This window comes from Prescottella defluvii (assembly GCF_000738775.1).
Classification (GTDB): domain Bacteria; phylum Actinomycetota; class Actinomycetes; order Mycobacteriales; family Mycobacteriaceae; genus Prescottella; species Prescottella defluvii.
On record NZ_JPOC01000005.1, the window covers coordinates 43,893 to 69,671 of the forward strand.

A 25,779-nucleotide genomic window follows, 5' to 3' on the forward strand; every position below is an offset into this window, starting at 1 on the left:
ATCACCTTCGCAGACCGCGCGGGCCACCACGCGGCGATCCGCCGAATCCGTCGATCCGGTTCCGGCTAGCCGGCCAGCGATTCGACGCCGTCCCCGGCGGCGTCACCGACGTCCTCACCGTCGTCGGCGTGGTCGGGTGACGACGTCGCGGCGTCGTCCGGCGACGGCGCGACCCGGATCCGCCACGATCGGTCGAGCTTGGCGGTGCAGCGCGCCAGGTCCGGCCCGATCGCGGTGGCCCGCATCTCGAGGTCGGACCGCGGCTCGCCGTCACGCGTCTTGTATTCGTTGGTGCGCAGTTCGCCGTGCGCGATGATCGGGTCGCCCTTCATGAGCGAGGCACCCACCCCCTGCACGAGCCGGCGCCAGCAGCTCACCGTCAGGTACAGCGTCGCGCCGTCGGTCCATTCACCCGTCTCGCGGTCCCGTCGGCGCACGTTGCTCGCCATCCGGAAGCTCATCACTTCCTCACCGGACGTCGTCTCCCGCTTCACCGGATCGGTGATGACGGTGCCCACGACCGTGCCGTGTGTCTCGTACATCTGTTGCCCCCTCGCGTCTCACACCCTGTCGTCCCCGGAACGGCGAACGCACCGCCCGATCGGGACGGTGCGTTCGACGATGCCGTGGATTCGGGCCCGAATCCGGGCCGGGACGGATCTGTGGACGAACCGGAGTCGTATCCACAGCCTCGCCCTGGAGCCGGGTTCGGCGACGGTTCGTGTCGTGCCGGTGTGCTATCGACCGGCCTCACGTTCGCGGCGGGCCAGTTCGGCGAACATCGCGTTGTGTGCGGCCAGTTCGGCGTCGTCGTCGCGGTCGGCGGCCCGGTCGACACGCTTGGCGGTCTTCTGGTCGCTGCGCGACCACTGCACCAGCAGCGCGAGCATGACGAGCACCAGCGGCACCTCGCCGGTGGCCCACGCGATGGAGCCGCCCAGCTGCTGGTCCTCGAGCAGGTCGGCGTTCCAGTCCAGACCCAGCGAGCGGTAGAACGTCCCGCCCATGACCGTGCCCATGCTCATGAGCGTGACGCCGAAGAACGCGTGGAACGGCAACGATCCGAACACCATGGCCAGCTTGGTGATGGGCTGCAACTGCCGCGGCGCCGGGTCGACGCCGATGACGACCCAGTAGAACAGGTACCCGCTGAGGATGAAGTGCACGTTCATCAGCAGGTGCGCGGTGTGGCTGTCGACGTTCGCACCGAAGATGCCGCCGAGGTACAGCGCGTAGAAGCCTCCGACGAACAGCACCGACGCGACGATCGGCTGGGTGAGGAAACGCGAGATCGGGCTGTGCAGGAACGCGAGCAGCCACTCGCGGGGACCCGGCACCCCGTCCTTGCCGGCCGGGCGCAGCGCCCGCAGCGCGAGGGTGAACGGGCCGCCGAGTGCCAGCAGCACCGGTGCGAGCATCGACAGTGCCATGTGCCCACCCATGTGGACACTGAACATCGCCGTGGCGTACCGGCCGACGCCCGACGAGGTGGCGATCAGCAGCACGACGCAGCCGCTGATCCATGCGATCGTGCGTCCGACGGGCCAACTGTCGCCGCGCTTGCGCAGCGTGCGCAGCCCGACGATGTACAGCACCGCGAGGATGATCGCGGCCGTGCCGAAGATCAGGTCGAAGCGCCAGTCCAGCGCGAGACGCGCGAAGGTCGGCGGGCCGTCCAAGTTGTAGCCGAGTTCCACCTCGGTGATGGTCGGCAGCGTGGCCGGCGGGGGCGGCGGGGTCCGGCCGAGGCCGACCGCGATGCCGATCGTCGCGGCGAACACGAGGGCCTCGGCGCCGGCGAACCGGATGAGGGCGCCCCGGGATTCCGGGTCGGCGGCGAGCGCGGGCAGGGCCCGACGGCGCTGCATCCACCCGAAGACGCCGAGCAGGACCAGCGCGACGACCTTGGCGACGATCAGGCGGCCGTAGGTCGTGGTGAACAGGTCGTCGAGCGGCAGGCGCACGAGCGCGTTGATGACACCGCTCAGGGCCATCGCGACGAAGCAGATGGTCGCCACGAACGAGAACCGGCGCGCCGCGACGTCGGTGTACGCCCCGCGGCGCCGGGCGTGTGCGAGGAGAGCGAACAGGCCACCGGCCCAGAACGCCGCCCCGACGACATGCCAGATCAGGCTGTTGGTCGCGATGTCGTGCGAACCGCCGGACGACGAGTGTCCGGTGAGTGCGAGCGGCATCATCGTCGCGACGCTCAGCGCCAGCAGGAACGGCGTCCACGACCAGCGCAGCACGATCCGTGACAGGACCGCGAGCACGACGGCGAGGATCGCTGTCCACTGCCACGCGACGGCGGTCTCGACCTGCCCCATCGCGGAGAACAGGTTGGCCGGCTTCACCGCCTCCGAGAACGGCTGCCCGGACGTGTCGGACAGTGTCAGCGGCACCAGGACCGCCGAGCACACTGCCCACACGAGGGCCGCAGCGGAGGCGGTCCGGATCGCACGGTAGCCGTCGACGTCGAGGACGCCGGATTTCTGCGGCGGGACCATGAACGCCGCGAACAGGAGGGAGCCGACCGCGATGACGGCGGCGACCTCGCTGACCGCGCGCAGCGCGGGTAGGCCGTACGTGGTGAGGGGGCCCGGGTCCGGGATGCCCATCAAGACCAGCGCCTGGGATGCGGACATCGCCACGACGAGCGCGGCGACGATCCCGGCGAGGACTCCGCTGACCGCGTAGACGACGCCGGATCCTGATCGGGGGGAGCTGACGGGAGCGTGGTCGGACTGCTCGCGCAGGGGTGTTGCCATACCGACAAGGGTAGGACCTACGACAATCTGTCGGACTTGCCCCTCACCCGAGCGCGGGCGCGCGCGACTCGGTCGTTCCGGGCGACGGTGGTCAGCATTTCTCCGAGCGCCGCGACGGTGTGGGCCGAGAGGAAGTCGTCGCAGTGCGGCAACGCCGCGGCCATCGAACCGGCGGTCGGCTCGAATCCTGCTGCCCCGGCACGGGGATTGAGCCACACCACCCGGTGGGCCCGGCGGTGAATGCGGGCGACGGCGCGGGCCAGGTCGGCGGGATCGTCACTGTCCCAGCCGTCCGACGCGACGATCACGACGGCGCCCCGCAGCGCGCTTCCGTGTGGTGAGGACAACAGTGCGGCGAGGCTGCCGGCGATGTGGGTGCCGCCGAATCGGTCGACGACACGCTCGCTGGCACGCGCGACGGCCACGTCCGCGCTTCGGTGCGCGAGGACGGGCGTCAGCCGGGTCAGGTGGGTCGAGAAGGCGAACACCTCCGCGTTGCCCCGCACGACCGCGGCCCGCATCAGGTGCACGTACACGTCGGCGTACCCGTGCATGGACCGGCTCACGTCGCACAGCAGCACGATCCGCCGCCGCCGCTCGCGCGGCCGGCACCGCACCAGCCGGACGGGTTCGAAGCCGGTGCCGCGGGCCCGGCGGATGGTGGCCCGCAGATCCACCCGGCCGTGCCGGTGCGGTTCGTGGCGGCGGCCCGGCCGGCGGGGCCAGTCCGGTTCGGTCTGTTCCAGCCAGCGACCCAGCCGGCGCAGGTCGTCGTCACGTAACAGCCCGAACGGTTCGTCGGCGATCGCCTCGATCGGGCTCGGCAGCCGCAACGTCACCGCGGTGGTCTCGTCGCCCCCGCCCGGATCCGGCGGCGGGGCCGCGGTGGCGTCGAGGGTCGCCCACGGCGGCGCGCCCCGCGACCGGGGCCCGGGCGCCGCTGACCCGTCGTCGGCTCCCCCGCCGGCGCGGGTCCGCTTCGTGTGCGGGGCCGAGGCGCGGGCGGCGGGGTCGAGCGCGAGTACCGCGTCGTCGAACACCGCCGCGAAGACCGCGTCGAACCGCTCGATGTCGGTGTGCCGGCCGACGAGGCTGACCCGAGCCGTCCAGTACAGCCGTCGCCGGCCGGTGGGTGGCAGCACCCGCAGCGCCTCGGTGAACCGCGCGGCGCCGCTCGCCGAGACGTCGACCCCGGCGCGGCGGGCGCGGGTGACGAGCGCGACGGCGAACGCCGCGAGGTCGACACCGCGCAGCAGGACCGCGGATCCGGTCACGTCCGCCGGGACCGCAATATCGCGAAGACGACGACGGCGGCGACCACCGCGACGATCCACGGCGTCGCGCGCCGGGCCGCCGACCCGCCGGCCAACTCGATCAGGTCGATGGGCTGCACCTGAGAAGACGCTGGAGGCGCTGTCGGCGCTGCCGGCGACACGGTCCCGACCGGCATGGATGCCGGCGCGACGTCCGGTTCAGCTCCGCCGGCCGCGAGCTTGCCCTGAAGGGACGCCGCGAACTGGCCCATCAGCTTCTCCGACACCTGCGCGATCATGCCGCTGCCGAACTGGGCCAGTTTGCCGACGATCTTCATGTCGGTGTCCACCGTGACGCGGGTGGCGCCGCCGTCCTCGTGCAGGCGGGCGGTGATGGTGGCCGACGCGTTGCCGCTGCCGCGCTTCTCCCGGCCGCGGGCGTCGATCACCGCGGTGTGCGAGTTCTCGTCCTTCTCGGTGAACGACGCCCGGCCGGCGAACTCACTCGTCACTGGACCGACCTTGATCTTCACGGTGCCGAGGTAGTCGTCGCCCTCCCGTCCGGTCATCGTGGCACCGGGCAGCAGTGGGGCGATGCCCTCGAGATCGGTGAGGATCTCCCACGCCCGGTCTATCGGTGCGTCGACGGTGAACTGATCTGCGATCTTCATGCCGGTCCTCTCGGTGCTGTCGGTGGTGTCGGTGGTGTCACTGGGGTGTCCGGCCGGCCGCGTACTCGCCGACCGCCGCGGCCAGCAGGACGCGGTCGTCCGGGGTCTTCGCGATCGCACCGAGACTCGCCAGTGCGGTGGCCGGCGCCAGATCCGCCGCCCCGAGCGCCGCGAGCGCGGACACCCAGTCGATGGCCTCCGCGATGCCCGGCGCCTTGTCGAGGTCGAGGGAACGGGCCGATGCCACGAAGTCGGTGACGGCGGTGATCAGGGCGGTGTCGGCGCCGGGCACGGTGCGACGCAGGATCGCGGCGGCGCGGGCGGGCTGCGGGTAGTCGATCCAGTGGTAGAGGCAGCGGCGGCGCAGCGCGTCGTGCAGGTCCCGACTGCGGTTGGAGGTGAGGACCACGGTGGGTGGTCGCTCGGCGACGAACGTGCCGAGTTCGGGGACCGTCACCGAGGACTCGCCGAGGAACTCGAGTAGCAGCGCCTCGAATTCGTCGTCGGCCCGGTCGATCTCGTCGATCAGCAGCACCGGTGGGCGCGGACCGCGGTGTCGCACGCACCGCAGGATCGGACGCTCGAGCAGGAACGGCTCGGTGAACAGGTCCGCCTCCCGCAGTCGCTCCCCGTGTGCCTCCGACAACCGCACCGCGAGCAGCTGCCGCTGGTAGTTCCAGTCGTACAGCGCCTCGTCCGCACCGAGACCCTCGTAGCACTGGAGCCGGACCAGTGGTGTCCCCGACGCGGCGGCGAGCGCCTTGGCCGCCGTCGTCTTCCCGACCCCCGGTTCGCCCTCGAGCAGCAGCGGGCGGCCCAGCCGCGACGCCAGGTAGAGCGCTGTCGCCGTCCCCTCGTCGAGCAGGTAGTCCTGCGCGTCGAACCGTCGCGTCAGGTCCTCGATGTCGGCGAATTCGGCGGCGGCAGCGGTCACGACGCGTCCCGGTCCTGGTCGAGCAGCGCCCGGTAGCCGTCCCATGTGTCGACGTCGAGCGGGATCCGTCCCTCGGCCGGGATCTCGAAGACGTCCGTGAGCGCGCGATCGAAGAGCTTCCACACGGCCTTGTCGCCGTACAGCGCGGCGAGGTCACCGAAGCTGCTGCGGCCCAACCACAGTGGATGTCCGGGACCGTCTGTGTAGCGGCACAGTCCGATGTTCTCGAGACGACCGCGGGTCACCAGCGCCCGCACGGTCGCGGGGGTGACGCCGGGTTGGTCGCCGAGCATCAGCACGATCCCCGACGCCAGCGGATCGATCTCCGGCAGCGCCGCTTTCACCGAGGCCGAGCATCCACTCCCCGAGTCGGGGCAGTGGACGACGGTGCAGCCGCGGAGGTCGACGAGGTCCTCGATCGCCTCGGCGGCGCCGGGCACGGTCACCAGCAGCTGCTGGAACCGGCACGCGCGCGCCACGGTGAGGGTCGCGTCGAGCAGCGTCGCACCGCGGTACGGCAACAGCTGCTTCGGCCGTCCCAGGCGCCGCGACGCGCCGGCCGCCAGGACCAGTCCGGTCACGAACATCGCGCACGCTCCTTCTCGTAGCTGCGGCGGCATCCGGGCGCGCAGAACCAGTAGTCCTCGCCGTCGATCTGCAGGTGCGGGGTGTCCTCGCCGACGGTGACCGACATGCCGCACACCGGGTCGATCACGGTCAGCGCGGCCGCATTCTCCGCCTCGCCGCCGAACCGGCCTACGACGGGAAGTCCCTCGACACGGATTTCCCGCACCAGTTCCGCGAGGATCGCGACCGCGATCTCGCCGGGGGTGCGGGCGCCGATCGGCAGTCCCGCGGGCGTGTGCACGAGTGCCCGCGGCCCGGGATCGAGGTCGAGTCCGTCGACGACAGCGGCGCCCCGCACCCGGCCGGCGACGAGGCCGACGTATCCGGCTCCGGCGTCGAGCGCCTCCCGGATCGTCGTCGGCTCGTCCCCACCGAGGCTCGCCACGATCACCGCGGTCTCGTCCGGGACCGGCTCGCCGCCGCGGCGGACGTCCAGGTCGAGTCGGTCGGCCAGATCGGCGACGGCGTCGGCGACCGGGGTCGCGCCGACCACCCGCACGATCGGGGCGGGCAGGCACGCCTCGAGGAAGATCTCCATCGCGCCGCCGGACAGGCACGGGTTGACCACGACCCGCGCGCCGGGCGCCTCCGGGTAGTCGACACCGCCGTCCGGCAGGATCCGCAGCAGCAGGCTCTCCCCCGATGCGAGGACGTCGGCCGCCGCGACGCGCACCGAGTTCTGCGCGCAGTGACCACCGACGAATCCCTCGATCGTGCCGTCCGGCAACAGGATCGCGCGGTCACCCGGCGATGCCGACGTCGGCTGCTGCGCCCGGACCACCGTCGCGCGCACGTACGGGCGCCGCTCGCCCGCCAGTTGCGCGGCGCGCGCACTCAGGTCCATGTGCACTCTCCTCGTCAGATCGGCGGGGTCGCTCGGCCCTGCATCGCCTCCCATACCCGCGACGGTGTCAGCGGCATGTCGGCGTGCCGCACCCCGAACGGTTTCAGCGCGTCGACGACGGCGTTGACGACGGCGGGCGGCGACCCGACGGTGGCGCTCTCCCCGATCCCCTTGGCCCCGATCGGGTGATGCGGCGACGGAGTGACGGTGAAGCCGGTCTCGAGGTGCGGCACCTCCAACGCGGTGGGGATGAGGTAGTCCATGAGCGAGCCCCCGAGGCAGTTGCCGTCCTCGTCGAACGCGATGATCTCCATGAGCGCCATACCGATTCCGTCGGTGATGCCGCCGTGTACCTGCCCCTCGATGATCATCGGGTTGATGCGGGTGCCGCAGTCGTCGACCGCAAGGAAGCGGCGTACCTTCACGACGCCGGTGCCCGGATCGATGTCGACGACGCAGAAGTACGCGCCGTACGGGTAGGTGAGATTCTCCGGGTTGTAACAGATCTGGGCCTCGAGCCCGCCCTCGATGCCGTCGGGCAGGTCGCCCGCGCCGTACGCGCGCATCGCGATGTCCTGGATGGTGACCGCTGCCGACGGATCCCCCGTCACGTGGAAGTGGCCCTTCTCCCATTCCAGATCCGAAACGGACACCTCGAGCATGCCCGACGCGATGATCCGCGCCTTGTCGCGGACCTTGCGCGCCACCAGCGCGGCGGCCGCCCCGGACACCGGGGTGGATCGACTGCCGTACGTGCCGAGCCCGAACGGGGTGTTGTCGGTGTCGCCGTGCACCACGTCGACGTCGTCGGGTGGGATGCCGAGTTCCTCGGCGACGATCTGCGCGAACGTCGTCTCGTGGCCCTGCCCCTGGGTCTGCACGGAGATCCGGACGACGGCCTTGCCGGTGGGGTGCACGGTCAACTCGCAACCGTCGGCCATGCCGAGGCCGAGGATGTCCATGTCCTTGCGTGGGCCGGCGCCGACGGCCTCGGTGAAGAACGACATCCCGATGCCCATCAGTTCACCGCGTTCGCGTTTCTCGGCCTGTTCGCGGCGCAGCGCGTCGTACCCGATCATGTCCATGGCCTTGCGCATCGTGGTGGCGTAGTCACCGGAGTCGTACTTCCAGCCCGTCTTCGACGTGTACGGAAACTGCTCCGGCCGCAGCAGGTTTCGCAGCCGCAGCTCGGCCGGGTCCAGGTCGAGGTCGAACGCGAGGCAGTCCACGAGACGCTCGACGAGATAGACGGCCTCGGTGATCCGGAACGAGCACGCGTAGGCGACGCCGCCGGGCGCCTTGTTCGTGTAGACGGCGGTCATGTGGCAGTACGCGGCCTCGAGGTCGTAGCTGCCGGTGAACACCCCGAAGAAGCCGGCCGGGTACTTCACCGGCGCCGCGGTCCCGTTGAACGCGCCGTGGTCGGCGAGGACGTCGGTGCGGATCGCGAGGATCTTGCCGTCGGACGTCGCCGCGATCTCCCCGACCATGATGTAGTCGCGGGCGAAGCCGGTGCTGGTGAGGTTCTCGCTGCGGTCCTCCATCCACTTGACCGGCTTGCCGGTGAGCAGCGATCCGACGATCGCGCACACGTAGCCCGGGTAGATCGGCACCTTGTTGCCGAACCCGCCGCCGATGTCGGGGGAGATGACGCGGATCTTGTGTTCGGGCAGCCCGGCGACCAGCGCGTACAGCGTGCGGTGCGCGTGCGGCGCCTGACTGGTGGACCACAGGGTGAGCTTGCCGTCCACGGCGTCGTAGTCCGCGACGGCCCCGCACGTCTCCATCGGCGCCGGATGGACCCGCGGGTAGACGAGTTCCTGCCGCACCACGACATCCGCCCGGTCGAACGCCGCCTCGGTGGCCTCGGCGTCCCCCGTTTCCCAGTCGAAACAGTGATTGTCGGTCTTGCCGTCCAGGTCGGTGCGGATCACCGGGGCGTCCGGTTCGAGGGCGCGGCGCGCGTCGATCACCGGATCGAGGATCTCGTACTCGACGTCGATCAACTCCAGGGCGTCCCGCGCGGCGTAGCGGTCCTCGGCGACGACGAACGCCACCTCCTGCCCCTGGAACCGCACCTTGTCGGTCGCGAGGACGGCCTGCACGTCGTTCGACAATGTCGGCATCCACGCCAGGCTCTTCTCGGCGAGGTCCGCGCCGGTCACAACCGCCGCCACCTTCGGGTGCGCCTGCGCCGCGGTCGTGTCGATGCGCACGACGCGGGCGTGTGCGACGGGTGAGCGCAGGATCGCCAGGTGCAGCATGCCGGGCAACTGGACGTCGTCGACGTAGCGGCCCCGGCCCCGGATGAAGCGGGGGTCCTCCTTGCGCAGCATCCGGCCGTGCCCGCACGGCTTCTCGTCGTTCGCGACCCGGTCCGGGTTCACCTCGGCCGGTTCGTCCACTGTGGTCACGACGCGCCTCCGGTCGTCACGGTGTCGGTGGTCGCACCGCCGTGCTCGGCGGCCCAGCGGACCGACCGGACGATCGTCGTGTAGCCGGTGCAGCGGCAGATCTGGCCGGAGATGGCCTCGCGGATGGTCTGCTCGTCGGGGTCCGGGTCGCGATCGAGCAGGGCCCGGGCGGTGATCATCATGCCGGGGGTGCAGAAGCCGCACTGCAATCCGTGGCACTGCATGAAGCCCTCCTGCACGGGATCGAGCACCCCGTCGGCCGCGAGACCCTCGACGGTGCGCACGTCCCGGCCGCCGGCCATCACGGCGAGCATCGTGCACGACTTCACCGGCTCGCCGTCCACCGACACCACGCACGTCCCGCAGTTGCTGGTGTCGCAACCCCAGTGGGTTCCGGTGAGCCCCAAGCAGTCCCGCAGGAAATGCACCAGCAGCATCCGCGGTTCGACATCCTCGGACACCTCGGTCCCGTTGACCGTCATCGTCACCTGCATGTCAGGACTCCGTTCCGTCGAGCGTTCCCGAGGCGCGTTGCGCGGCAGTCCGCAGCGCGCGGACGGTCAGTTCCCCGGCGAGATGGCGTTTGTAGGCGGCGGTTCCGCGTGGATCGGTCACCGGGTCGCACGCCTGCCCGGCGAGGACCCCGGCCTCGATGAACACGTCCTCGGACAGCGCCAGCCCGCCGAGGTACTCCCCGATGGCGGCGACGCGGGCGGCGTCCGGTTGTACCGCGGTGAGCCCCACCCGGGCGCCGCCGATCCGGTCGCCGTCCAGCCACATCGAGGCGCCCGCCGCGGCGATGGCCCAGTCCCCCACCCGCCGTTCCACTTTCGCGTACGCGCTGCCGCCGGCGTGCTCGCGTGGGATGCGCACCTCGACGAGGATCTCGTTGCCGCGCACCGCGGTCTCGTAGGGGCCGACGAGGAAGTCGTCCATCGGTACCTCACGCACCCCCGTCGGTCCGCGGATGACGCACACCGCCCCGATCACCGCACACACCGTCGTCAGGTCCTCGGCGGGATCGGCCTGGCACAGCGACCCGCCGATCGTGCCCCGGTTGCGGACCACCGGGTCGGCGATCACCCGCTCGGCGTCCCGGAAGATCGGGAACAGCGCGGCGAGATCGGCGGACTCGAGGATCTGACGGTGCCGCACCATCGCGCCGATCCGCACGGCGTCCGGTTCGACGGTGATGTCACCGAGCTCGGCGACCAGATCGTTGATGTCGATCAGGTACTCGGGGTTGGCGAGGCGGAGTTTCATCATCGGCAGCAGGCTGTGCCCACCGGCGACGACCCGCGCCTCGTCGCCGAGCCGGTCGAGTAGCGCGATCGCGTGCTCGACGTCGGTTGCGCGTTCGTATTCGAACAGTCCCGGAACCTGCATGTGGCACCCCTCACACCGCCGGATATCTTCCAGCGTGTGCCCGGCCGGGGCCACCGTCAAGCACGATTCAGCGATCACTTGATCACGTCGGCGCCGGGCCTGTCGTGATCATCCTGATTGCTCGTGGTGGATTCGTCCGTGCAGGTCGTGCAGGGGAAGCCCGCCACCGCCCCACCGGCGGGCGATGATCTCCGCCGCGATCGACACCGCCGTCTCCTCCGGTGTCCGGGCCCCGAGATCCAGACCGATCGGGCTCGACAACCGGTCCAGCTCGTCGTCGGTGAGCCCCGCCTCACGCAGGCGTCCGAGCCGGTCGGCATGCGTCCGCGCGGACCCCATCGCCCCCACGTACCCCACCTCCGGCAGACGCAGTGCCACCTCGAGCAGCGGCACGTCGAACTTGGGGTCGTGGGTGAGGACGCAGATCACGGTGCGGCCGTCGATCCGGCCCGCCGCGGCCTCACCCGCCAGGTAGCGATGCGGCCAGTCGACGACCACCTCGTCGGCGGTCGGGAATCGGCTCGCCGTCGCGAACACCTCCCGCGCGTCGCACACCGTGACCCGGTAACCGAGGAACGCGCCCTGCCGGGCCACCGCGGCCGCGAAGTCGATCGCGCCGAACACCAGCATCCGCGGCGGCGGGGCGTAGCTCGCGACGAACACCCGCATCCCCTCGCCGCGGCGCTGGCCGTCCGGCCCGTACTCGAGCACCGCGGTCCGGCCCGCGGCGAGCAGGCCGCGGCCGTCGTCGGTGACGGCCGCGTCGGCGCGCGACGAGCCGAGCGAACCCGACACCGTCTCCGGACGGATCACGAGATGCCGGCCGATCCGGGCACGGTCCTCGTGCTCGATCACCGTCGCGACGGCCACCGGCCGGCCGGTCTCGACGTCGGAGGCGACCTCGGCGAGGTCCGGGAAGGTGCGCGACGAGACGGGCTCGACGAACACGTCGAGGATGCCGCCGCACGTGAGCCCCACCGCGAACGCATCGTCGTCGCTCACTCCGTATCGCTCGAGCACCGGCTCGCCGGTGGCGACCACTTCCGCCGCCAACTCGTACACGGCGCCCTCCACGCATCCCCCGGACACGGATCCGGCGACGACGCCGTCCGGTGCCACCACCATCGCGGCCCCCGGGGTGCGCGGCGCGGACCGGAACGTGGCGACGACGGTGGCCAGTCCGGCGGTGCCTCCGGCCCGCCAGATTCCGAGCAGATCGGACAACACGTCACGCATCGAGTCGGCCTCCAGCCCCGGCCCGTCGACGCAGGTCCGAGGGGCCGAATCGCGGATGTCGATCTTCGCCGGGACGTACCCTCGAATTCGTGACACCCGCTCAACTGCGAGCCTATTCCGCGGTGGTGCGACTCGGATCGGTTCGAGCGGCCGCCCGCGAATTGGGCATGACGGATTCGGGCGTCTCCATGCATATCGCCCAACTCCGCAAGGAACTCGACGACCCGCTGTACTGCCGCCGGCCGTCCGGACTCGCATTCACACCCGGCGGTCTGCGTCTCGCGAGCCGGGCCGTCGAGATCCTGGGGCTGCAGCAGCAGACGGCGCTCGAGGTGAGCCAGGCCGGGCACGGACGACGCCTCCTGCGGCTCGCGGCGTCACCGCTGTTCGCCGAGCACGCCGCCCCCGGTTTGATCGACAGGTTCGCCGGACGGGCGAAGGACCTGGCGGTGGAACTCAGCGTCCACCCGGTCCGCCAGTTCGCGAACCTGATCTCGTCCCGCGCGGTCGACGTCGCCCTCGGCCCCCGCATCGTCGGCGGCGAACCCCTGTGCAACCACCCCTTCCTGCACTACGAGGTACTCGCCGTCGGCGCCCCCGATCATCCACTCGCCCATACCCGCCCGACGCGGTCCCGGCTGCGCGAGCAACAGTGGTTCCTCGGCCCGTCCGCGGTCGGCGGCGACGGCGCGATGCGCCATCTGCTGCGGGCCCTCGACATCCCCCGCGACCGACAACGGATCTTCCAGAGCGACGCCGCCGCCACCGACGCCGTCCGACGCTCGTCCGCGCTCACCCTGGCCCTCGGGTTCGCCGTCAGCGACGAACTGTCCGAGGGCTCCCTCACCCGCATCGACGGCCCCGAACTACGCGCCACCGGCAAATGGTGCGCCACCACCCTGCACCACCAGCACCTGCAACCCGCCGCATCCGAACTACTGCACTTCGTCAACACCCCCCGCTGCATCCAGGCGATGATCCGCGGCACCGGCGTCGACGTCACCCACTTCAAGCCGAAGGTGCACGTGACGCTCTGGAGCTGACCCGGTTGCACAGGCCATCCACATTCAGCGGGTATGCTTTCCCGCGCGCCTCCGTAGCTCAGTTGGATAGAGCAAGAGCCTTCTAATCTCTAGGTCGCAGGTTCGATTCCTGCCGGGGGCACCACTACAGCAGGTCGACAAGGCTGCGGGACCGAGTACGAAGACTCGCCATCCGCGAACCCACCGGATTCAACCAGGTCAGCCGCTGGATATGCGCCCACACCGGTCGATCGTGGCGAACGTAGCGGAGACGGTCGACTAGTCCAGTGGCGCCGGCTGATAGTCGCCGTACAGTCCATCGTCCTTGCCGGCTAGGTACTCCTGGTGTTGCTCGTCAGCACGGGCGGCCAGGGCGGCGTTGTCGGCACGATCCTTCGCGGTCCGCTCCTGATGCCGTCGAACCGCCGCCGTGAGGCCGACGTAGGCACCCCACACTGCCAGGCACATGGCCGCGAACCCGACGATCCACTTCCAGTAGGCCAACACCAGCCCGATCGCAATCAGGATCGCGATCCCGCCAGCCTTACTGTTGCCCTTCATGATTGCCCTCCATGCATCGGCCCCTGATTCCGGCGGCAGGTCATGCGCGTCGCCGAGTCGGCGTGACGCGCGTATGACTCGACCACTCTGCTCCCGTCCAATTGCGCTGTCGATCAGTTTCGTACGGGCCTTCGTACCGCTCAGCCTTGGGATGACCTATTCGCAGGCGACGCCATCACCGTCGCGGTCCAGCTTGCTGCTGTAGCCGGGATCGCCGCTGTAAAGGGGTGCGGCGCCTGCTGCCTTCGCGGCTTTGCAGTTCGGGTAGTAGGCGCTCGCTGCAGGAGCGGGTGCCGGTGCAACCGCTGCTGGAGCAGGAGCAGGGGCCGGAGCTGGAGCAGGGGCAAGCAACTGCACCGGCGCGGGCTCCGGTTCGTTCACGATAGGAGCCGGGGCCTGCACGACAGGTGACGGCTCGACAGCGGCCGGAGCGACCGACGAAGTCGTTGTCGGCGGAACCCCGGTAGTTGTTGTGGCCTTGGCGGTGGTGGTCGCCTTCGTAGTCGAAGACACAGCCGTGGTGGTGGTGGTCTTCGCTGAGCTGGAATCGTCACCGCCGCAGGCAGTCAACGCGAACGCTGCCGCCAGAACCATGATTCCGGCGCCCGTACGCCGAACGATCGAGCTTGAGACACGCATGTTCAACATCCCGTCTGTGAGTGTAGAAAAGGCGTGTCCCAACCAGTACCGGCTGGGACACGCCTAACTGTGATCAAACCTGAGGGACTCTAGCCCGGAATTCGGGCAAAACCGGTCGGCCGACAGGGTGATTGCGAGGGTGAACCAACTTCGAAGTCCCCATAGGCCGTCTCGCAAGACCCGACTGGTTTCAATGATCCGATTCGGCGTGGACCTGGCGCACTCGAAGAGCATGGCCGATGCCGCTATCCCCGACCTCGAGAAGACGGACACACAACGACGTTACCGCCGTGTTCCTCACCCGATCGGCAGCCCGGTGAGCGGCGAGATCACCATGCACGGCACCGGACGCGGATGCTCCGGATCGAGTGCGTTGAGTACGTGCGCGGCCGCGATCGGCGATGCCGCGATCGCCGCGTGTTCGGAGTAGTCCTGCGGGCACTGGTCCTGCATCACGATGTTGGTGGTGTCGGGTCCGGGCACCAGTCCGCTGGTGTACGGGACCACGAGTTCGTCGTAGCGGGTGGCGATGTTGGTGTACGTGACACCCGGTACGTAGGGGCTGCCACCCTCGTTGATCTTGTCGACGAACTCGGCGCCCGGCGCCATGTCGAGACACGACGCGCAGAGTTGGCCGAAGGTCTGCTGCTGCAACGGCATGAGGCCGTTCTGCTCGGCGAACGCGGTGATCTCGCCGGCCCAGAAGGCGCCGGCCCCACCCCACAGCGGTGCCAGGGAGACGTACTTGTCGACCTTCGCGGCGCCGCCGAGGAACTTCACGTAGTAGTTCGGCATCAGGGTGCCCTGCGAGTGGCCCACAATGTCGACCTCCGTCGCACCGGTGGTGGCGAGAACCTCGTCCACGAAAACGGAGAGCTGCTCGGCGCTCTGCTCCAGCGGCGCCAGAGCACCGAAGGCGCTCGACGGCCACGTCGCACCTGCCCGCGTGCCGTACGTCGGCGCGAACACGCAGTAGCCCTCGTTCTTCAGCAACGGAACGTAAGTGGCCCAGTTGGTTTGACGATTGGCACCGGTGCCGTGGACCAGGATCACCGGATTCGGGTGTTCCGCCGTCGGCCGGCAACTCCAGTCGTTGGATCCGGGAATCGAACCGCCGGGATCGGCCACCTCCAGCCCGATCCCGTCGAAGAAATTGTGCGGCACCGGCATCGGATCTGCAGCCACCGCAGGTAGCGCACCCGGACCGAATCCCGCCATCGCGACGAGTGCGAGGACTGCCATGCACGACCTGACCATCCGATTCCCCCTCAGCCGCCGACCTGACCGCCCCCGAGCAGTCGAAACCTCACACTCGCAAGAGAATCGGAATCCGCAAACGAGGGAGGCCCGCCCCCGATTCCGGGGACGGGCCTCAGCTTCACGACACCGTCGAACTCACTCGCCGTCGACTGTCTCGGCGAGCTCCTCGGGGGTGATGAACCCCTCGGGGGTCTCGAAGCCCTCGAGCCTCTGCTCTCCAGTGACCGCAATGTCGGGCCGCTCCGCCTGACCGGTCAGGCGCTGCATACCGTTGAGATCGGTGCGCATGTAGATCACGTTGTATCGATCCCAGGTCGTCACAACGTAGTGCAGGTAGCGCCCGTCGGACCAGGGGTGCATGAAGCCGCCGTACAGCGATGGCAACGCGGCCGACTTGATCAGCGTGTCCGCAGTACTCCACGGGCCTTCCGGACGTAGGGCCTGCCGCATCCTCAGCCCGCCCAGGTCCGTGTAGATCGACACGTACCTGTTGAGGTACGGATTCCACTGCACCGACAGCTCGCTGACCTTCCCACTGATGACCGGGACTGCATCGGCGATGTCTTCGCTCCAGTCGGACCCGTTCCAATACTGGTATGCCAGTGAGTCGGCGATCTGCGCCTTGGGTACACGCGCGATCCGTGCTTGCCCGGAACGCCCTGACTGCGTGCCGAATTCGTAGATGAAGTCATCCCCCGCTCGGCCCGGCAGGAAGGCACTCATCTGCCAGTCGTTGTTCTCCGGTGACACCGGGGGAATGCCCGGAATACCCAGGCCGTCGAGGTTCGCGCGCACGGTCGACGGATCGGTATGCCACCTCTCCCCGTTGTCGGTGGACGTGGCGAGCCCGGAGTAGTTGGTGGTCCACTCGCCCGGCGTGTCCCACGAGCGGACGGACATCCACCGCACGTACTGCACGCCGTCGACGGCGACACCGCCGGTCGGAATCACAGTGAACTCGGGGAAGCCGCCACGCGGGTTCGGAAGCAGTCCGTCGATGACCTGCCGTGAGAAGTTCGGGCCGTCGAGCGGCGAACTGTCGATCCGCATGCCGTCGTCCAGGCTTTCGTCGCCACTGCGGAACAGGACGTTGCTACGCCACTGGTCACCGGGTTCATCGCAATCGCCGACGGTGTCACCGAAGAGCACCATGACCTCTCGGTCCTGGCCAGTCTTTCCGGTGTCCCACATGATCCCGAGGTCGGTGCCGGAGACGCTGAAGCGCTCGATGCTGTTGTTGGGGCTACCGGGCCCGGTGACCATTTCGATGGCCTTGGTCTTGCCCGTCAGCACCGGCAGCGCACCGTTGGGCGCGCCGGTGATCCACGGAAGCGAGTTGATGAGCGAACCCGTCGCGCTGCCGAGACTCCCCGAAGCCAGGCTCCCAAGACTGCCAGAGCTGCCCGAGCTGCCGGAACTGCCTGCGCTGCCGAGGCTTCCGCCGTTCTGCCCGCACGGTCCCCCGACCGCCGTTGCGGGTGCTGCCATCGCAACCGAGAGTCCGACAGTGACTGTCGCAGCGGACAGCGCCGCCGTCCATCTGCTCTTCGTTGCCCTCACAGACCGATTTCCTTCCAGTGGTCGGGAGGCAAAGCTGTGTGCGCGGCCCAACCGCTGGTCCCCCCGGATTCGAACATTGAGCAACGAGCAAACCATGAAACACCCCAGATCCGGACGTTACTCATGTGATTCCTGTGAAAAAACGAGACCCGCTCGAGCGGAATCATCGCCGGACTCCACCGTGAACTCCATCCCTCGTTCGGGTGACACGGAACCGACCACGCCCGCCTTCCGTAACACGATGTTTACACGTGGCCAATCTCACTTTCCCCAGGTAAGCGTCGAAGAGTCGGCCTGCGACGGACTATTGTGTTACGGAAAGATCAATGAGTTCTCACGGAATCAGGTAGGTGAATGTTGTCTGTACGCGACCGCGTTGAGGAGATCTACGAGCAGGTCCTGCTGCGCAATGCCGGCGAGCCCGAATTCCACCAGGCAGCAGCCGAGGTCTTCGAATCTCTGCATGTGGTCCTCGAGCATCACCCCCGCTACGCCGATTCCGGCCTGATCGAACGCCTCTGCGAGCCCGAGCGTCAGATCATCTTCCGCGTGCCGTGGACCGACGACAACGGCAACGTGCACGTCAACCGCGGATTCCGCGTCCAGTACAACAGCGTGCTCGGCCCCTACAAGGGCGGCCTGCGCTTCCACCCGAGCGTCAACCTCGGCATCGTCAAGTTCCTCGGCTTCGAGCAGATCTTCAAGAACGCCCTCACCGGCCTGCCCATCGGCGGCGGCAAGGGCGGCTCGGACTTCGACCCCAAGGGTCGCTCCGAGGCCGAGATCATGCGCTTCTGCCAGTCGTTCATGACCGAACTGCACCGCCACATCGGCGAGTACACCGACGTGCCCGCCGGTGACATCGGTGTCGGCGGCCGCGAGATCGGCTACCTGTTCGGCCAGTACAAGCGCCTCAACAACTCGTACGAGTCGGGCGTCCTCACCGGCAAGGGCCTCACCTGGGGCGGCTCGATGGTCCGCAAGGAGGCCACCGGCTACGGCGTCGCGTACTTCGTCGCCGAGATGATGGCCGCCAAGGGCGAGAGCCTGCAGGGCAAGAAGGTCGTCGTCTCCGGTTCCGGCAACGTCGCCATCTACGCCATCGAGAAGATCCACAAGCTCGGCGGCACCGTCGTGGCCTGCTCCGACTCGGCCGGCTACATCGTCGACCCCAAGGGCATCGACCTCGAGCTCCTCAAGGACATCAAGGAAGTCAAGCGCGCTCGCATCTGCGATTACGCCGACGAGGTCCCCCACGCCACCTACACCGAGGGCGGCTCCATCTGGGACGTCGAGTGCGATATCGCGCTTCCCTGCGCCACCCAGAACGAGCTGGACGAGGACGCCGCCAAGAAGCTCGTCGCCGGCGGCGTGCAGGCCGTGGCCGAGGGCGCGAACATGCCCACCACCCCGCAGGGCATCAAGGTCTTCCGTGACGCGGGCGTCGCGTTCGCACCCGGCAAGGCCGCCAACGCCGGTGGTGTCGCCACCTCCGCACTCGAGATGCAGCAGAACGCCTCGCGCGATTCCTGGAGCTTCGAGTACACCGACGAGCGCCTGTCGAAGATCATGCGCGGCATCCACGAGCGCTGCATCACCACCGCAGCCGAGTACGGCAAGCCGGGCGACTACGTGCACGGCGCCAACATCGCCGGCTTCGTGAAGGTCGCCGACGCGATGTTCGCCATGGGCGTCATCTGATCCGCAAGCACCACACACGGCTCGGGCCGGCATCGACTGCGATGCCGGCCCGAGCCGTTTCCCGTCCACCCCGCGTGCGGTCGATCGTTCGGTTACCGTGACCCCATGACAGCCGACCCGCGCCACGACCGAGTTCGCCTGGGCGACCTGACTTTCGACGTCACCGTCACCGGTCCGGAGGACAACGCGCCCATCGTCGCGCTGCACGGTTTCCCGGAGAGCGCGGCGTCCTGGCGTCCGGTCACGCCGCGACTCGTCGACGCCGGATTCCGGGTGATCGCGCCCAACCAGCGGGGCTACTCCCCCGACGCCCGCCCCGACGGAGTCGAGGACTATCGGTTCGATCGCCTCGTCACCGACGTCGTCGACCTGCTCGACGCCTACGGTCTCGACTCGGCGCACCTGGTGGGCCACGACTGGGGTGCGGCCGTCGCCTGGCAGGTGGCGGGCCGGCACCCGGAGCGGATCCGCAGTCTCACCGCGGTGTCGGTGCCGCACGCGGCCGCCTTCGGGTGGGCGCTGCGCCACGACGCCGACCAGCAGCGACGATCCGGCTACATGCGACAGTTCCGCACCGAGGCCGACTCCGAAGCCGCTCTGCTCGAGAATGATTCGCGGGGACTGCGGGCCGTGTTCGGCGACGGCAACGATCCCGCACTGGTCGAGGAGCACGTCCGCCTACTGTCCGAGCCGGGTGCCCTCACGGCCGCGATGAACTGGTATCGCGCGCTGGTCCCCGAATTCGGTGACCTGCCGCCGGTGCGGGTCCCGACGACGTACGTGTGGAGCACCGCCGACCCCGCGATCGGGACCGCCTGCGCCCAGCGGTGCAGCGACTTCGTGGACGCGCCGTACCGCTTCGTCGTCCTCGAGGGCGGGAGTCACTGGATTCCCGAGGAGAACGCCGACGCCCTGGCCGAGGCGATCCTCGCGCGGGCGGCCCTGAGCTGACCAGCGGCGGTCACGCGCCGAGGACCACCTCGAGTTCGTCCACCACCGCGTCGAGCGGTGCCGACGTGCCCTGCGCCTGTGCCATCACCAGGGCGCCCTCGAGTGCACTCACCACGAGGACCGCCAGCGCCGCCGACCGCTCCGGCGCGACGCCGTCGTCGACGAGCGACGCGGCAATGAGATCGCACCACTCGGAGAACGTCGTGCCCGCCACCTCACGCGCACCGCGTTCGGTGCCCAGCGCGGCCGCGACGATCGGGCACCCGGCGGCGTAGTCGGTGGCCTCGAGTCCTCGCCGCCACAGATCCACCAGCGCCCGCAGCGCCGAGACGGTGTCTCCCTCCTCGAGCACGCGGGCGACGCCGCGACCCAGGTAGGACGCCGCCGACCGGGTCGCCTCCTCCACCAGCTGGGACTTCCCGTTCGGGAAGTGGTGGTAGATCGAACCACGCGGGGCGCCGCTGTGGGCGAGCACGTCCGCGAACGACGTCGCGGCAACCCCCTGCTCGCGGATGAGCGCGACGGCGCTGTCGATCATGGCCGCGCGTGGACCGTTCGCGGGGTCGCTTCGCCTCGCCATGTCGTCACCCTCCGTAGATCGCCCCGTTGCCGTCCGGTTCTATGTATGTTGTCATACCTAGAACCGGATCGTCACTCACCAGGAGCAGCCGTGACCCAGATCGCCGCACCCCCGCACCCGTTCGACACCGCCGTCGAACTCAGCGCGTTCGACGCAGGCCGGTCGCACGGTCACACCGATCCCGCCTACGCGAACATGGTGGGCCCGTTCGGCGGCATCACCGCCGCGACCATGCTCCGCGCCGTGCAGCAGCACCCGGAGCGTCTCGGCGAACCGCTCTCGCTCACCGTCAACTTCGCCGGCCCCATCACCGACGGCCCGTTCGAGATCGATGCCCGACCGACACGCACCAACCGCTCCACGCAGCACTGGAGCATCGAACTCACCCAGGACGGTGCGGTCACCACCACCGCCACCGCGGTGTTCGGCGTCCGACGCGAGACCTGGTCGTCGACGGACATCACACCACCGTCCGTCCCGCCCGCGGATGCCGTTGCGGTGCAGGGATTCCCCGACTTCATCGCGTGGGCCCGCAACTACGAGATGCGCTTCGTCGCCGGCGCGGTTCCGGACCTCGAGGGCAGTGAGCAGACCGACTCGACGACGACGCTGTGGGTGCGCGACAATCCGCCCCGCGCGCTGGACTTTCCCGCCCTCACCTCACTGTGCGACGTCTTCTACCCGCGCGTGTTCCTGCGACTCGGCCGCATGGTGCCGGCCGGCACGGTGTCACTGACCGTGTACTTCCACGCCGATTCGGCGATGCTCGCCGCGCAGGCGGACGACGCCGTCCTCGGGACCGCCCGCGCCCAGCGCTTCGGCAACGGCTACTTCGACCAGTCCGGTGAGATCTGGGGACGCGACGGCGTCCTGCTCGCCACCACCCACCAGCTGGTCTACTTCAAGTCCTGACACACCGCCACCGCCGGCCGAATGTCACACGCGCTCGGGCGCCCGGACCGTCATCAGCGCCGCCAGACCGATGCCGAGGACCACGAGCAGGCCGACGATGCCGGCCCGGTCCGCGCCGAACCACCACGCGAAGAAGCCGAAGAGCGTGGGCGCGAGGAACGACACGGCGCGGCCGGTGGTGGCGTACAACCCGAACAGCTGACCCTCGCGCCCGGGCGGGGTGATCCGGGCGAGGAACGTCCGCGACGACGACTGCGCCGGCCCGACGAACAGGCACAGCAGCAACCCGAAGATCCAGAACATCACCGTCCCGGAGACGGCCAGCAATGCGGCGCCGACCGCGAGCATCGCGATCAGCGATCCGGCGATCACGATCTTGGGGCCGATCCGGTCGTCGAAGCGTCCGGCGACGATCGCGCCGAGGGCCGCGACGAAGTTGGCGGCGACACCGAACAGCAGCACACTGTCCGCCGCCATCCCGTACACATTGACGGCCAGGACCGCGCCGAACGTGAAGACGCCGGCCAGTCCGTCGCGAAACAGCGCGCTCGCCACGAGGAACCGGACGGTACGCCGGTCCGCGGCCCACAGATCCTTCAGGTCCCGCCACAACACCCGGTACGACTCGACGAAGCCCGCCTTCGCGGCGCCGGGGTCGGCCGCGGTACGCGGCACCTCGGGCACCGCGAGTAGCACCGGGATCGCGAACACCAGGAACCACACCGCCGCGAGCAGCGCGACGAGCCGGATGTTGAGGCCGCCATCGGTACTCAGGCCCAGGAAGCCACGGGTGTCACCGTCGCCGGCGATGAAACCGAAGTAGCACACCAGCAGCAGCACGATCCCGCCGAAATAGCCCATGGCCCAGCCGAACCCGGACACCCTGCCGATGTTCTCAGGGGTGGACACCTGCCGCATCATCGCGTTGTACGGCACCCCGGCGAGCTCGAAGATCACCGATCCGACGCCGAGCAGCACCAACCCCAGCCACAGGTAGTGGTAGTCGTCGACCACGAAGAACATCCCCGCCATCGCGGCGACCGTGAGGAACGTCAGGACCGCCAGGGACCGTTTGCGCCGACCGGCGGCGTCGAACCGCTGACCGCTGACGGGCGCGAGGACGGCGATGAAGAAGCCGGCGATACCGAGGGACCATCCGAGCCAAGTGCTCGCGGAGATCGATCCGGGCAGATCGTCGCCGACGGCATCGGTGAGGTACACCGAGAAGACGAAGGTGACGACGACGGCGTTGAAGGCGGCCGACCCCCAGTCCCACAGGCCCCACGCGGCGACCTGACGGCGCGTCGCCGCTTCCCCGATGCCTGCGCCCCCCACCACTTCGGTGCTCATGGCGGCGAGCCTACGTAGTGCGACAGCCCCCGCACGGTGACACACCCACCGCCCGGCCGAGTTCACGGCAAATCGTCCGCGCATATCCAAATCCGTACTTCTATCAAATTTATCGATTCATTTCAATTTCACACCATGAAATCCGATCCGCGAATTGCTACGTGTTACACTGCCTGGCGACCGATGGGAATGCGTCGACGAACCTGCGCAGAACTGCGCAGATGCCCGATCCGGAACACGTCGACCCTCGTGAACGAACGCCGAATTCGCGCGTCCGATGCACACCCGCACGACCGTCGACGCGGGCAACTCCCGCGCCGACGGGCCCTGCGCGCCGTCACGGCGCCGTCGGTCCACGAGCTGTGTCGAGGGTCATGACCCGTTCGCGCTGAACAGTTTTCGCGTTCTCGGGAGTGGGCACCACGGCGCCGCCGCGTCGACGTGCCGACCGCCGTCGCATTGCGCGGCCGCCCCTCGACCTCCCCTGCTCGCATCACGAATTCGCGGGCGAATTTCTCGCGAATGAATGTCAAGGAGGTAACGAATGGACGTTCCCGAACTCGTCCAATTCAGCGCCGTGGCGATTATTCTGCTACTAGTGTTCTTCTACGGCGGAACATTTCTCGTCTCGCTACGCATCGGGAGACGGAAGGAGAACGCCGACAACTTCATGACCGCCGGAAACCAGGTGGGTTTCGGCATCTCCGCGGCCAGCATGACGGCCACCTGGATCTGGGCGTCGTCGATGTATGCGTCGGCGACCTCGGGATACACCTACGGCATCTCCGGTCCCATCCACTACGGGCTGTGGGGCGCGCTGATGATCCTGTTCATCTACCCCTTCGGCCGCCGGATCCGGCAGTTGGCGCCCAGGGCCCATACTCTCGCGGAGATCATGTACGCCCGGCACGGCCGGTCCAGTCAGCTCATGTTGGCGGGCTCGAACGTCGTCGGCAGCCTCATCAGCCTGATGTCGAACTTCATCGCGGGCGGTGTACTGATCTCCCTGCTGTCCCCGCTCAATTTCATCCAGGGTGTTCTCATCATTGCGAGCGGCGTGCTGCTGTACACGCTGTGGTCGGGATTCCGGGCCTCCGTACTGACCGACGTGATCCAGGTGCTGGGCATGCTGGGCGCCGTCGCCATCCTGATCCCCATCGTCTTCTTCGCTGCGGGATTCCCGGCAGCGTTCGAGTCCGGTGCCGCCAACCTGACTCCGGCGCAGGGCAACTTCTTCTCCAGCGAGGCGTTCTTCAACCAGGGTGCGCCCTATATCGCCGCGGTCCTCGCCTACGCGATCGGCAACCAGACCATCGCCCAGCGACTGTTCGCGGTCCGCGAGGATCTCATCAAACCCACCTTCGTCACCGCGGCCGTCGGATACGGCGCCACGGTGATCGGTATCGGCATGTTCGGCGTCCTCGCGCTGTACCTGGGCCTCGACCCGTTGGACGGGGACGTCAACAACCTCATCCCCCAGATGGCGGGCACCTATCTGCCGGCTGCGCTGGTCGCGCTGTTCTTCCTGCTGATCCTCGGAGCGTTGTCGTCCACAGCGGACTCCGATCTGGCGGCGCTGTCGTCCATCGTCATGACCGACGGCTACGGGCACACCGTCGCAGGCCGAGCGGCAGCCGATCCTCGCCGGATGCTGCTGGTCGGCCGCGCGACCATGGTTGTCGCCACCGCTGCGGCCGTGGCGTTCGCGAGCATGCGGCTCAACATTCTCGATCTCCTGGTGTTCGTCGGCGCCCTGTGGGGTGCGCTGGTCTTCCCGGTGATCGCGAGCTTCTACTGGAACAAGGTCACCAACAAGGCGTTCACGGTCTCCACCCTCGCCGCGGTGGCCGCGTTCCTGCCGGTGCGCTTCGGCTGGGTCCCCACCGACGGGGCGAGCGGGTTCATCATCGACGTCGTGTCGGTAGTCGGCGTCGGCGTGGTACTCGCACTCATGGCCTTCGGGTTCTTCGGCCTGCGCGTCGCGAAGATCGTCGGTGCGGTCGCGATCGTGGTCGTCGCCCCCTTCGGCATCGGCTTCCTGCACGACTACGCCACCCTGAGCGGGTCCCTCGTCGCGTACGCGGTGAGCACCGTGCTCTGTTACGTGATGTCGGTGCGCAACCCCGACTCGTTCGACTTCGCCACGATCAAGGAACGGGTCGGCGACTTCGACCGCGATTCCGACTCCACCGACGCGGACGGCGAGCGCCCGTCCCGTGGGGAGGCACCGGTCCGGGGCTGAACCCGGACGACGCCATGACCTCCCCCGATCCGACCACCACCACAGAGGAGTACCCGTGAACACCGTGTTCCTGACCGTCTACGTCCTGATCTGGCCGATCCTCGTGGCCGCGACGCTGTTCGTCATCACCCGCGGCGCCGTCCGCGAGTGGGCCGACGCCCGCAGAACGGGCAAGGACCTCGTCTGACCCGACCCGAATCGACGTGAGGGGTGTCCAGGACCAGCGGAGGTCCGGGACACCCCTCGCCTTATACGCGTAGTTGCATATTCACCTCGTTGCATACAGACTGGCAACGTGGCACTCGAACATGCGATCCTCGTCTCCCTCAGCGAGCAGTCCGGCTCGGGATACGAACTCGCGCGCCGGTTCGACCGGTCCATCGGCTTCTTCTGGAGCGCCACCCACCAGCAGATCTACCGCGTCCTCAAACGGATGGACGAGGCCGGCTGGGTCACCGGGGAGTCGATCGCCCAGGACGGCCGCCCGGACAAGAAGGTGTACCGCGTGTCCGGCGCGGGCCGGGCCGAACTGGCCCGCTGGATCGCCGAGCCCACCGAACCGGGCCCCCTGCGCAACGAGCTCGCCGTGAAGATCCGCGGCGCCGCGTACGGCGACATGACCGCACTGGTCGCCGAGGTCCGCCGTCATCGCGACGAGCATCTCGCGCGACTGGACCTGTACCGCCGCATCGAAGCACACGATTTCCCCGACCTCCGCCGCCGCAGCGGGTCGGCTCTGCACCAGTACCTCGTCCTGCGCGGCGGCATCCGCGTCGAAGAAGGATTCGTCGGCTGGTGCACCGAGGTGCTCGACGCTCTCGACGACGCACAACACCCAGCGACTTCGCAGCCCTGACCGAAAGGCCCG

At 68.9% G+C, this 25,779-nt stretch carries 24 protein-coding genes and 1 tRNA gene; 8 read left to right on the plus strand and 17 right to left on the minus strand.

What is annotated here, in order from left to right; translation table 11 throughout:
* Positions 1–65: 65 nt before the first annotated feature.
* From ssb to IJ15_RS0101485, 11 genes are all read right to left on the minus strand, one after another.
* On the minus strand, positions 66–542 hold the full coding sequence (ssb, locus tag IJ15_RS0101435; protein WP_031936571.1) for a single-stranded DNA-binding protein: 477 nt from the start codon (positions 540–542) through the stop codon (positions 66–68).
* 195 nt (positions 543–737) lie between these two features.
* A complete protein-coding gene (locus IJ15_RS0101440; protein WP_031936572.1) occupies positions 738–2,768 on the minus strand; it encodes a cytochrome c oxidase assembly protein in 2,031 nt (676 codons plus the stop codon).
* Positions 2,769–2,785: 17 nt separating this feature from the next.
* Positions 2,786–4,042 carry a vWA domain-containing protein gene (locus tag IJ15_RS0101445; protein ID WP_031936573.1) on the minus strand — a complete coding sequence of 419 codons (1,257 nt, stop codon included), beginning with the start codon at positions 4,040–4,042 and terminating at the stop codon, positions 2,786–2,788.
* The gene (locus IJ15_RS0101450; protein ID WP_031936574.1) at positions 4,039–4,692 is read right to left on the minus strand and encodes an SRPBCC family protein; all 654 of its coding nucleotides are present in this window, start codon (positions 4,690–4,692) and stop codon (positions 4,039–4,041) included. Before IJ15_RS0101450 ends, IJ15_RS0101445 begins: the two co-directional genes overlap by 4 nt.
* Positions 4,693–4,729: 37 nt before the next feature.
* A complete protein-coding gene (locus IJ15_RS0101455) occupies positions 4,730–5,671 on the minus strand; it encodes an AAA family ATPase (RefSeq protein WP_081880524.1) in 942 nt (313 codons plus the stop codon).
* A complete protein-coding gene (locus tag IJ15_RS0101460) occupies positions 5,623–6,213 on the minus strand; it encodes a nucleotidyltransferase family protein (protein ID WP_031936576.1) in 591 nt (196 codons plus the stop codon). The genes IJ15_RS0101455 and IJ15_RS0101460 overlap by 49 nt, the downstream gene beginning before the upstream one ends.
* Positions 6,204–7,097, minus strand: coding sequence for an XdhC family protein (locus tag IJ15_RS0101465; protein ID WP_031936577.1), 894 nt, complete (start codon positions 7,095–7,097; stop codon positions 6,204–6,206). Before IJ15_RS0101465 ends, IJ15_RS0101460 begins: the two co-directional genes overlap by 10 nt.
* Before the next feature lie 14 nt (positions 7,098–7,111).
* Complete coding sequence (locus tag IJ15_RS0101470; protein WP_031936578.1) at positions 7,112–9,511, minus strand: aerobic carbon-monoxide dehydrogenase large subunit; 2,400 nt, start codon at positions 9,509–9,511, stop codon at positions 7,112–7,114.
* Positions 9,508–10,005, minus strand: coding sequence for a (2Fe-2S)-binding protein (locus tag IJ15_RS0101475; RefSeq protein WP_031936579.1), 498 nt, complete (start codon positions 10,003–10,005; stop codon positions 9,508–9,510). The genes IJ15_RS0101470 and IJ15_RS0101475 overlap by 4 nt, the downstream gene beginning before the upstream one ends.
* 1 nt (position 10,006) lies before the next feature.
* Positions 10,007–10,897, minus strand: a complete 891-nt coding sequence (locus tag IJ15_RS0101480; protein ID WP_031936580.1) for an FAD binding domain-containing protein — start codon at positions 10,895–10,897, stop codon at positions 10,007–10,009.
* A gap of 108 nt (positions 10,898–11,005) precedes the next feature.
* On the minus strand, positions 11,006–12,133 hold the full coding sequence (locus IJ15_RS0101485) for an XdhC family protein (RefSeq protein ID WP_031936581.1): 1,128 nt from the start codon (positions 12,131–12,133) through the stop codon (positions 11,006–11,008).
* 89 nt (positions 12,134–12,222) lie between these two features.
* Between IJ15_RS0101485 and IJ15_RS0101490 the strand changes: the two genes are divergently transcribed.
* A complete protein-coding gene (locus IJ15_RS0101490; protein ID WP_031936582.1) occupies positions 12,223–13,176 on the plus strand; it encodes a LysR family transcriptional regulator in 954 nt (317 codons plus the stop codon).
* A gap of 47 nt (positions 13,177–13,223) precedes the next feature.
* Positions 13,224–13,300: transfer RNA gene (locus IJ15_RS0101495), tRNA-Arg, on the plus strand.
* A gap of 134 nt (positions 13,301–13,434) precedes the next feature.
* Here the strand turns inward: IJ15_RS0101495 and IJ15_RS0101500 are convergent.
* The 4 genes from IJ15_RS0101500 to IJ15_RS0101515 all read right to left on the minus strand — a co-directional run bounded on the left by IJ15_RS0101500 (position 13,435) and on the right by IJ15_RS0101515 (position 17,103).
* Positions 13,435–13,716 carry a hypothetical protein gene (locus tag IJ15_RS0101500; protein WP_031936583.1) on the minus strand — a complete coding sequence of 94 codons (282 nt, stop codon included), beginning with the start codon at positions 13,714–13,716 and terminating at the stop codon, positions 13,435–13,437.
* Between the two features lie 156 nt (positions 13,717–13,872).
* The gene (locus IJ15_RS25425; protein ID WP_081880525.1) at positions 13,873–14,364 is read right to left on the minus strand and encodes an excalibur calcium-binding domain-containing protein; all 492 of its coding nucleotides are present in this window, start codon (positions 14,362–14,364) and stop codon (positions 13,873–13,875) included.
* Between the two features lie 288 nt (positions 14,365–14,652).
* The gene (locus IJ15_RS0101510; RefSeq protein ID WP_407983952.1) at positions 14,653–15,597 is read right to left on the minus strand and encodes an esterase/lipase family protein; all 945 of its coding nucleotides are present in this window, start codon (positions 15,595–15,597) and stop codon (positions 14,653–14,655) included.
* A 153-nt stretch (positions 15,598–15,750) separates the two neighbouring features.
* A complete protein-coding gene (locus IJ15_RS0101515) occupies positions 15,751–17,103 on the minus strand; it encodes a DUF4185 domain-containing protein (protein WP_231569384.1) in 1,353 nt (450 codons plus the stop codon).
* Between the two features lie 429 nt (positions 17,104–17,532).
* Between IJ15_RS0101515 and gdhA the strand changes: the two genes are divergently transcribed.
* Positions 17,533–18,876, plus strand: a complete 1,344-nt coding sequence (gene gdhA / locus IJ15_RS0101520; protein ID WP_031936587.1) for an NADP-specific glutamate dehydrogenase — start codon at positions 17,533–17,535, stop codon at positions 18,874–18,876.
* Between the two features lie 105 nt (positions 18,877–18,981).
* Entirely contained in the window at positions 18,982–19,827 is an 846-nt protein-coding gene (locus IJ15_RS0101525) for an alpha/beta fold hydrolase (protein ID WP_031936588.1), read from the plus strand.
* Positions 19,828–19,837: 10 nt separating this feature from the next.
* Here IJ15_RS0101525 and IJ15_RS0101530 read toward each other — a convergent pair whose 3' ends face one another.
* Positions 19,838–20,407, minus strand: a complete 570-nt coding sequence (locus tag IJ15_RS0101530) for a TetR/AcrR family transcriptional regulator (protein WP_031936589.1) — start codon at positions 20,405–20,407, stop codon at positions 19,838–19,840.
* Between the two features lie 90 nt (positions 20,408–20,497).
* Between IJ15_RS0101530 and IJ15_RS0101535 the strand changes: the two genes are divergently transcribed.
* Positions 20,498–21,319, plus strand: coding sequence for an acyl-CoA thioesterase (locus tag IJ15_RS0101535; RefSeq protein ID WP_031936590.1), 822 nt, complete (start codon positions 20,498–20,500; stop codon positions 21,317–21,319).
* A 24-nt stretch (positions 21,320–21,343) separates the two neighbouring features.
* Here IJ15_RS0101535 and IJ15_RS0101540 read toward each other — a convergent pair whose 3' ends face one another.
* A complete protein-coding gene (locus tag IJ15_RS0101540; RefSeq protein WP_031936591.1) occupies positions 21,344–22,669 on the minus strand; it encodes an MFS transporter in 1,326 nt (441 codons plus the stop codon).
* 544 nt (positions 22,670–23,213) lie between these two features.
* Between IJ15_RS0101540 and IJ15_RS0101545 the strand changes: the two genes are divergently transcribed.
* The 3 genes from IJ15_RS0101545 to IJ15_RS0101555 all read left to right on the plus strand — a co-directional run bounded on the left by IJ15_RS0101545 (position 23,214) and on the right by IJ15_RS0101555 (position 25,767).
* Positions 23,214–24,911 carry a sodium:solute symporter family protein gene (locus IJ15_RS0101545; protein WP_031936592.1) on the plus strand — a complete coding sequence of 566 codons (1,698 nt, stop codon included), beginning with the start codon at positions 23,214–23,216 and terminating at the stop codon, positions 24,909–24,911.
* 55 nt (positions 24,912–24,966) lie between these two features.
* Positions 24,967–25,098, plus strand: a complete 132-nt coding sequence (locus tag IJ15_RS26610; protein ID WP_031936593.1) for a putative transporter small subunit — start codon at positions 24,967–24,969, stop codon at positions 25,096–25,098.
* A 108-nt stretch (positions 25,099–25,206) separates the two neighbouring features.
* Positions 25,207–25,767, plus strand: coding sequence for a PadR family transcriptional regulator (locus tag IJ15_RS0101555; RefSeq protein ID WP_031936594.1), 561 nt, complete (start codon positions 25,207–25,209; stop codon positions 25,765–25,767).
* Positions 25,768–25,779 lie beyond the last annotated feature (12 nt).

Bases quoted from the DNA above. Each gene is read 5' to 3' on its own strand.
- ssb (WP_031936571.1), bottom strand. From the start codon at position 542: ATGTACGAGACACACGGCACGGTCGTGGGCACCGTCATCACCGATCCG.
- IJ15_RS0101440 (WP_031936572.1), bottom strand. From the start codon at position 2,768: ATGGCAACACCCCTGCGCGAGCAGTCCGACCACGCTCCCGTCAGCTCC.
- IJ15_RS0101450 (WP_031936574.1), bottom strand. From the start codon at position 4,692: ATGAAGATCGCAGATCAGTTCACCGTCGACGCACCGATAGACCGGGCG.
- IJ15_RS0101455 (WP_081880524.1), bottom strand. From the start codon at position 5,671: ATGGGACGGCTACCGGGCGCTGCTCGACCAGGACCGGGACGCGTCGTG.
- IJ15_RS0101460 (WP_031936576.1), bottom strand. From the start codon at position 6,213: ATGTTCGTGACCGGACTGGTCCTGGCGGCCGGCGCGTCGCGGCGCCTG.
- IJ15_RS0101465 (WP_031936577.1), bottom strand. From the start codon at position 7,097: ATGGACCTGAGTGCGCGCGCCGCGCAACTGGCGGGCGAGCGGCGCCCG.
- IJ15_RS0101475 (WP_031936579.1), bottom strand. From the start codon at position 10,005: ATGCAGGTGACGATGACGGTCAACGGGACCGAGGTGTCCGAGGATGTC.
- IJ15_RS0101480 (WP_031936580.1), bottom strand. From the start codon at position 10,897: ATGCAGGTTCCGGGACTGTTCGAATACGAACGCGCAACCGACGTCGAG.
- IJ15_RS0101485 (WP_031936581.1), bottom strand. From the start codon at position 12,133: ATGCGTGACGTGTTGTCCGATCTGCTCGGAATCTGGCGGGCCGGAGGC.
- IJ15_RS0101500 (WP_031936583.1), bottom strand. From the start codon at position 13,716: ATGAAGGGCAACAGTAAGGCTGGCGGGATCGCGATCCTGATTGCGATC.
- IJ15_RS25425 (WP_081880525.1), bottom strand. From the start codon at position 14,364: ATGTTGAACATGCGTGTCTCAAGCTCGATCGTTCGGCGTACGGGCGCC.
- IJ15_RS0101510 (WP_407983952.1), bottom strand. From the start codon at position 15,597: ATGGCAGTCCTCGCACTCGTCGCGATGGCGGGATTCGGTCCGGGTGCG.
- IJ15_RS0101515 (WP_231569384.1), bottom strand. From the start codon at position 17,103: ATGGCAGCACCCGCAACGGCGGTCGGGGGACCGTGCGGGCAGAACGGC.
- IJ15_RS0101525 (WP_031936588.1), top strand. From the start codon at position 18,982: ATGACAGCCGACCCGCGCCACGACCGAGTTCGCCTGGGCGACCTGACT.
- IJ15_RS0101530 (WP_031936589.1), bottom strand. From the start codon at position 20,407: ATGGCGAGGCGAAGCGACCCCGCGAACGGTCCACGCGCGGCCATGATC.
- IJ15_RS0101540 (WP_031936591.1), bottom strand. From the start codon at position 22,669: ATGAGCACCGAAGTGGTGGGGGGCGCAGGCATCGGGGAAGCGGCGACG.
- IJ15_RS0101545 (WP_031936592.1), top strand. From the start codon at position 23,214: ATGGACGTTCCCGAACTCGTCCAATTCAGCGCCGTGGCGATTATTCTG.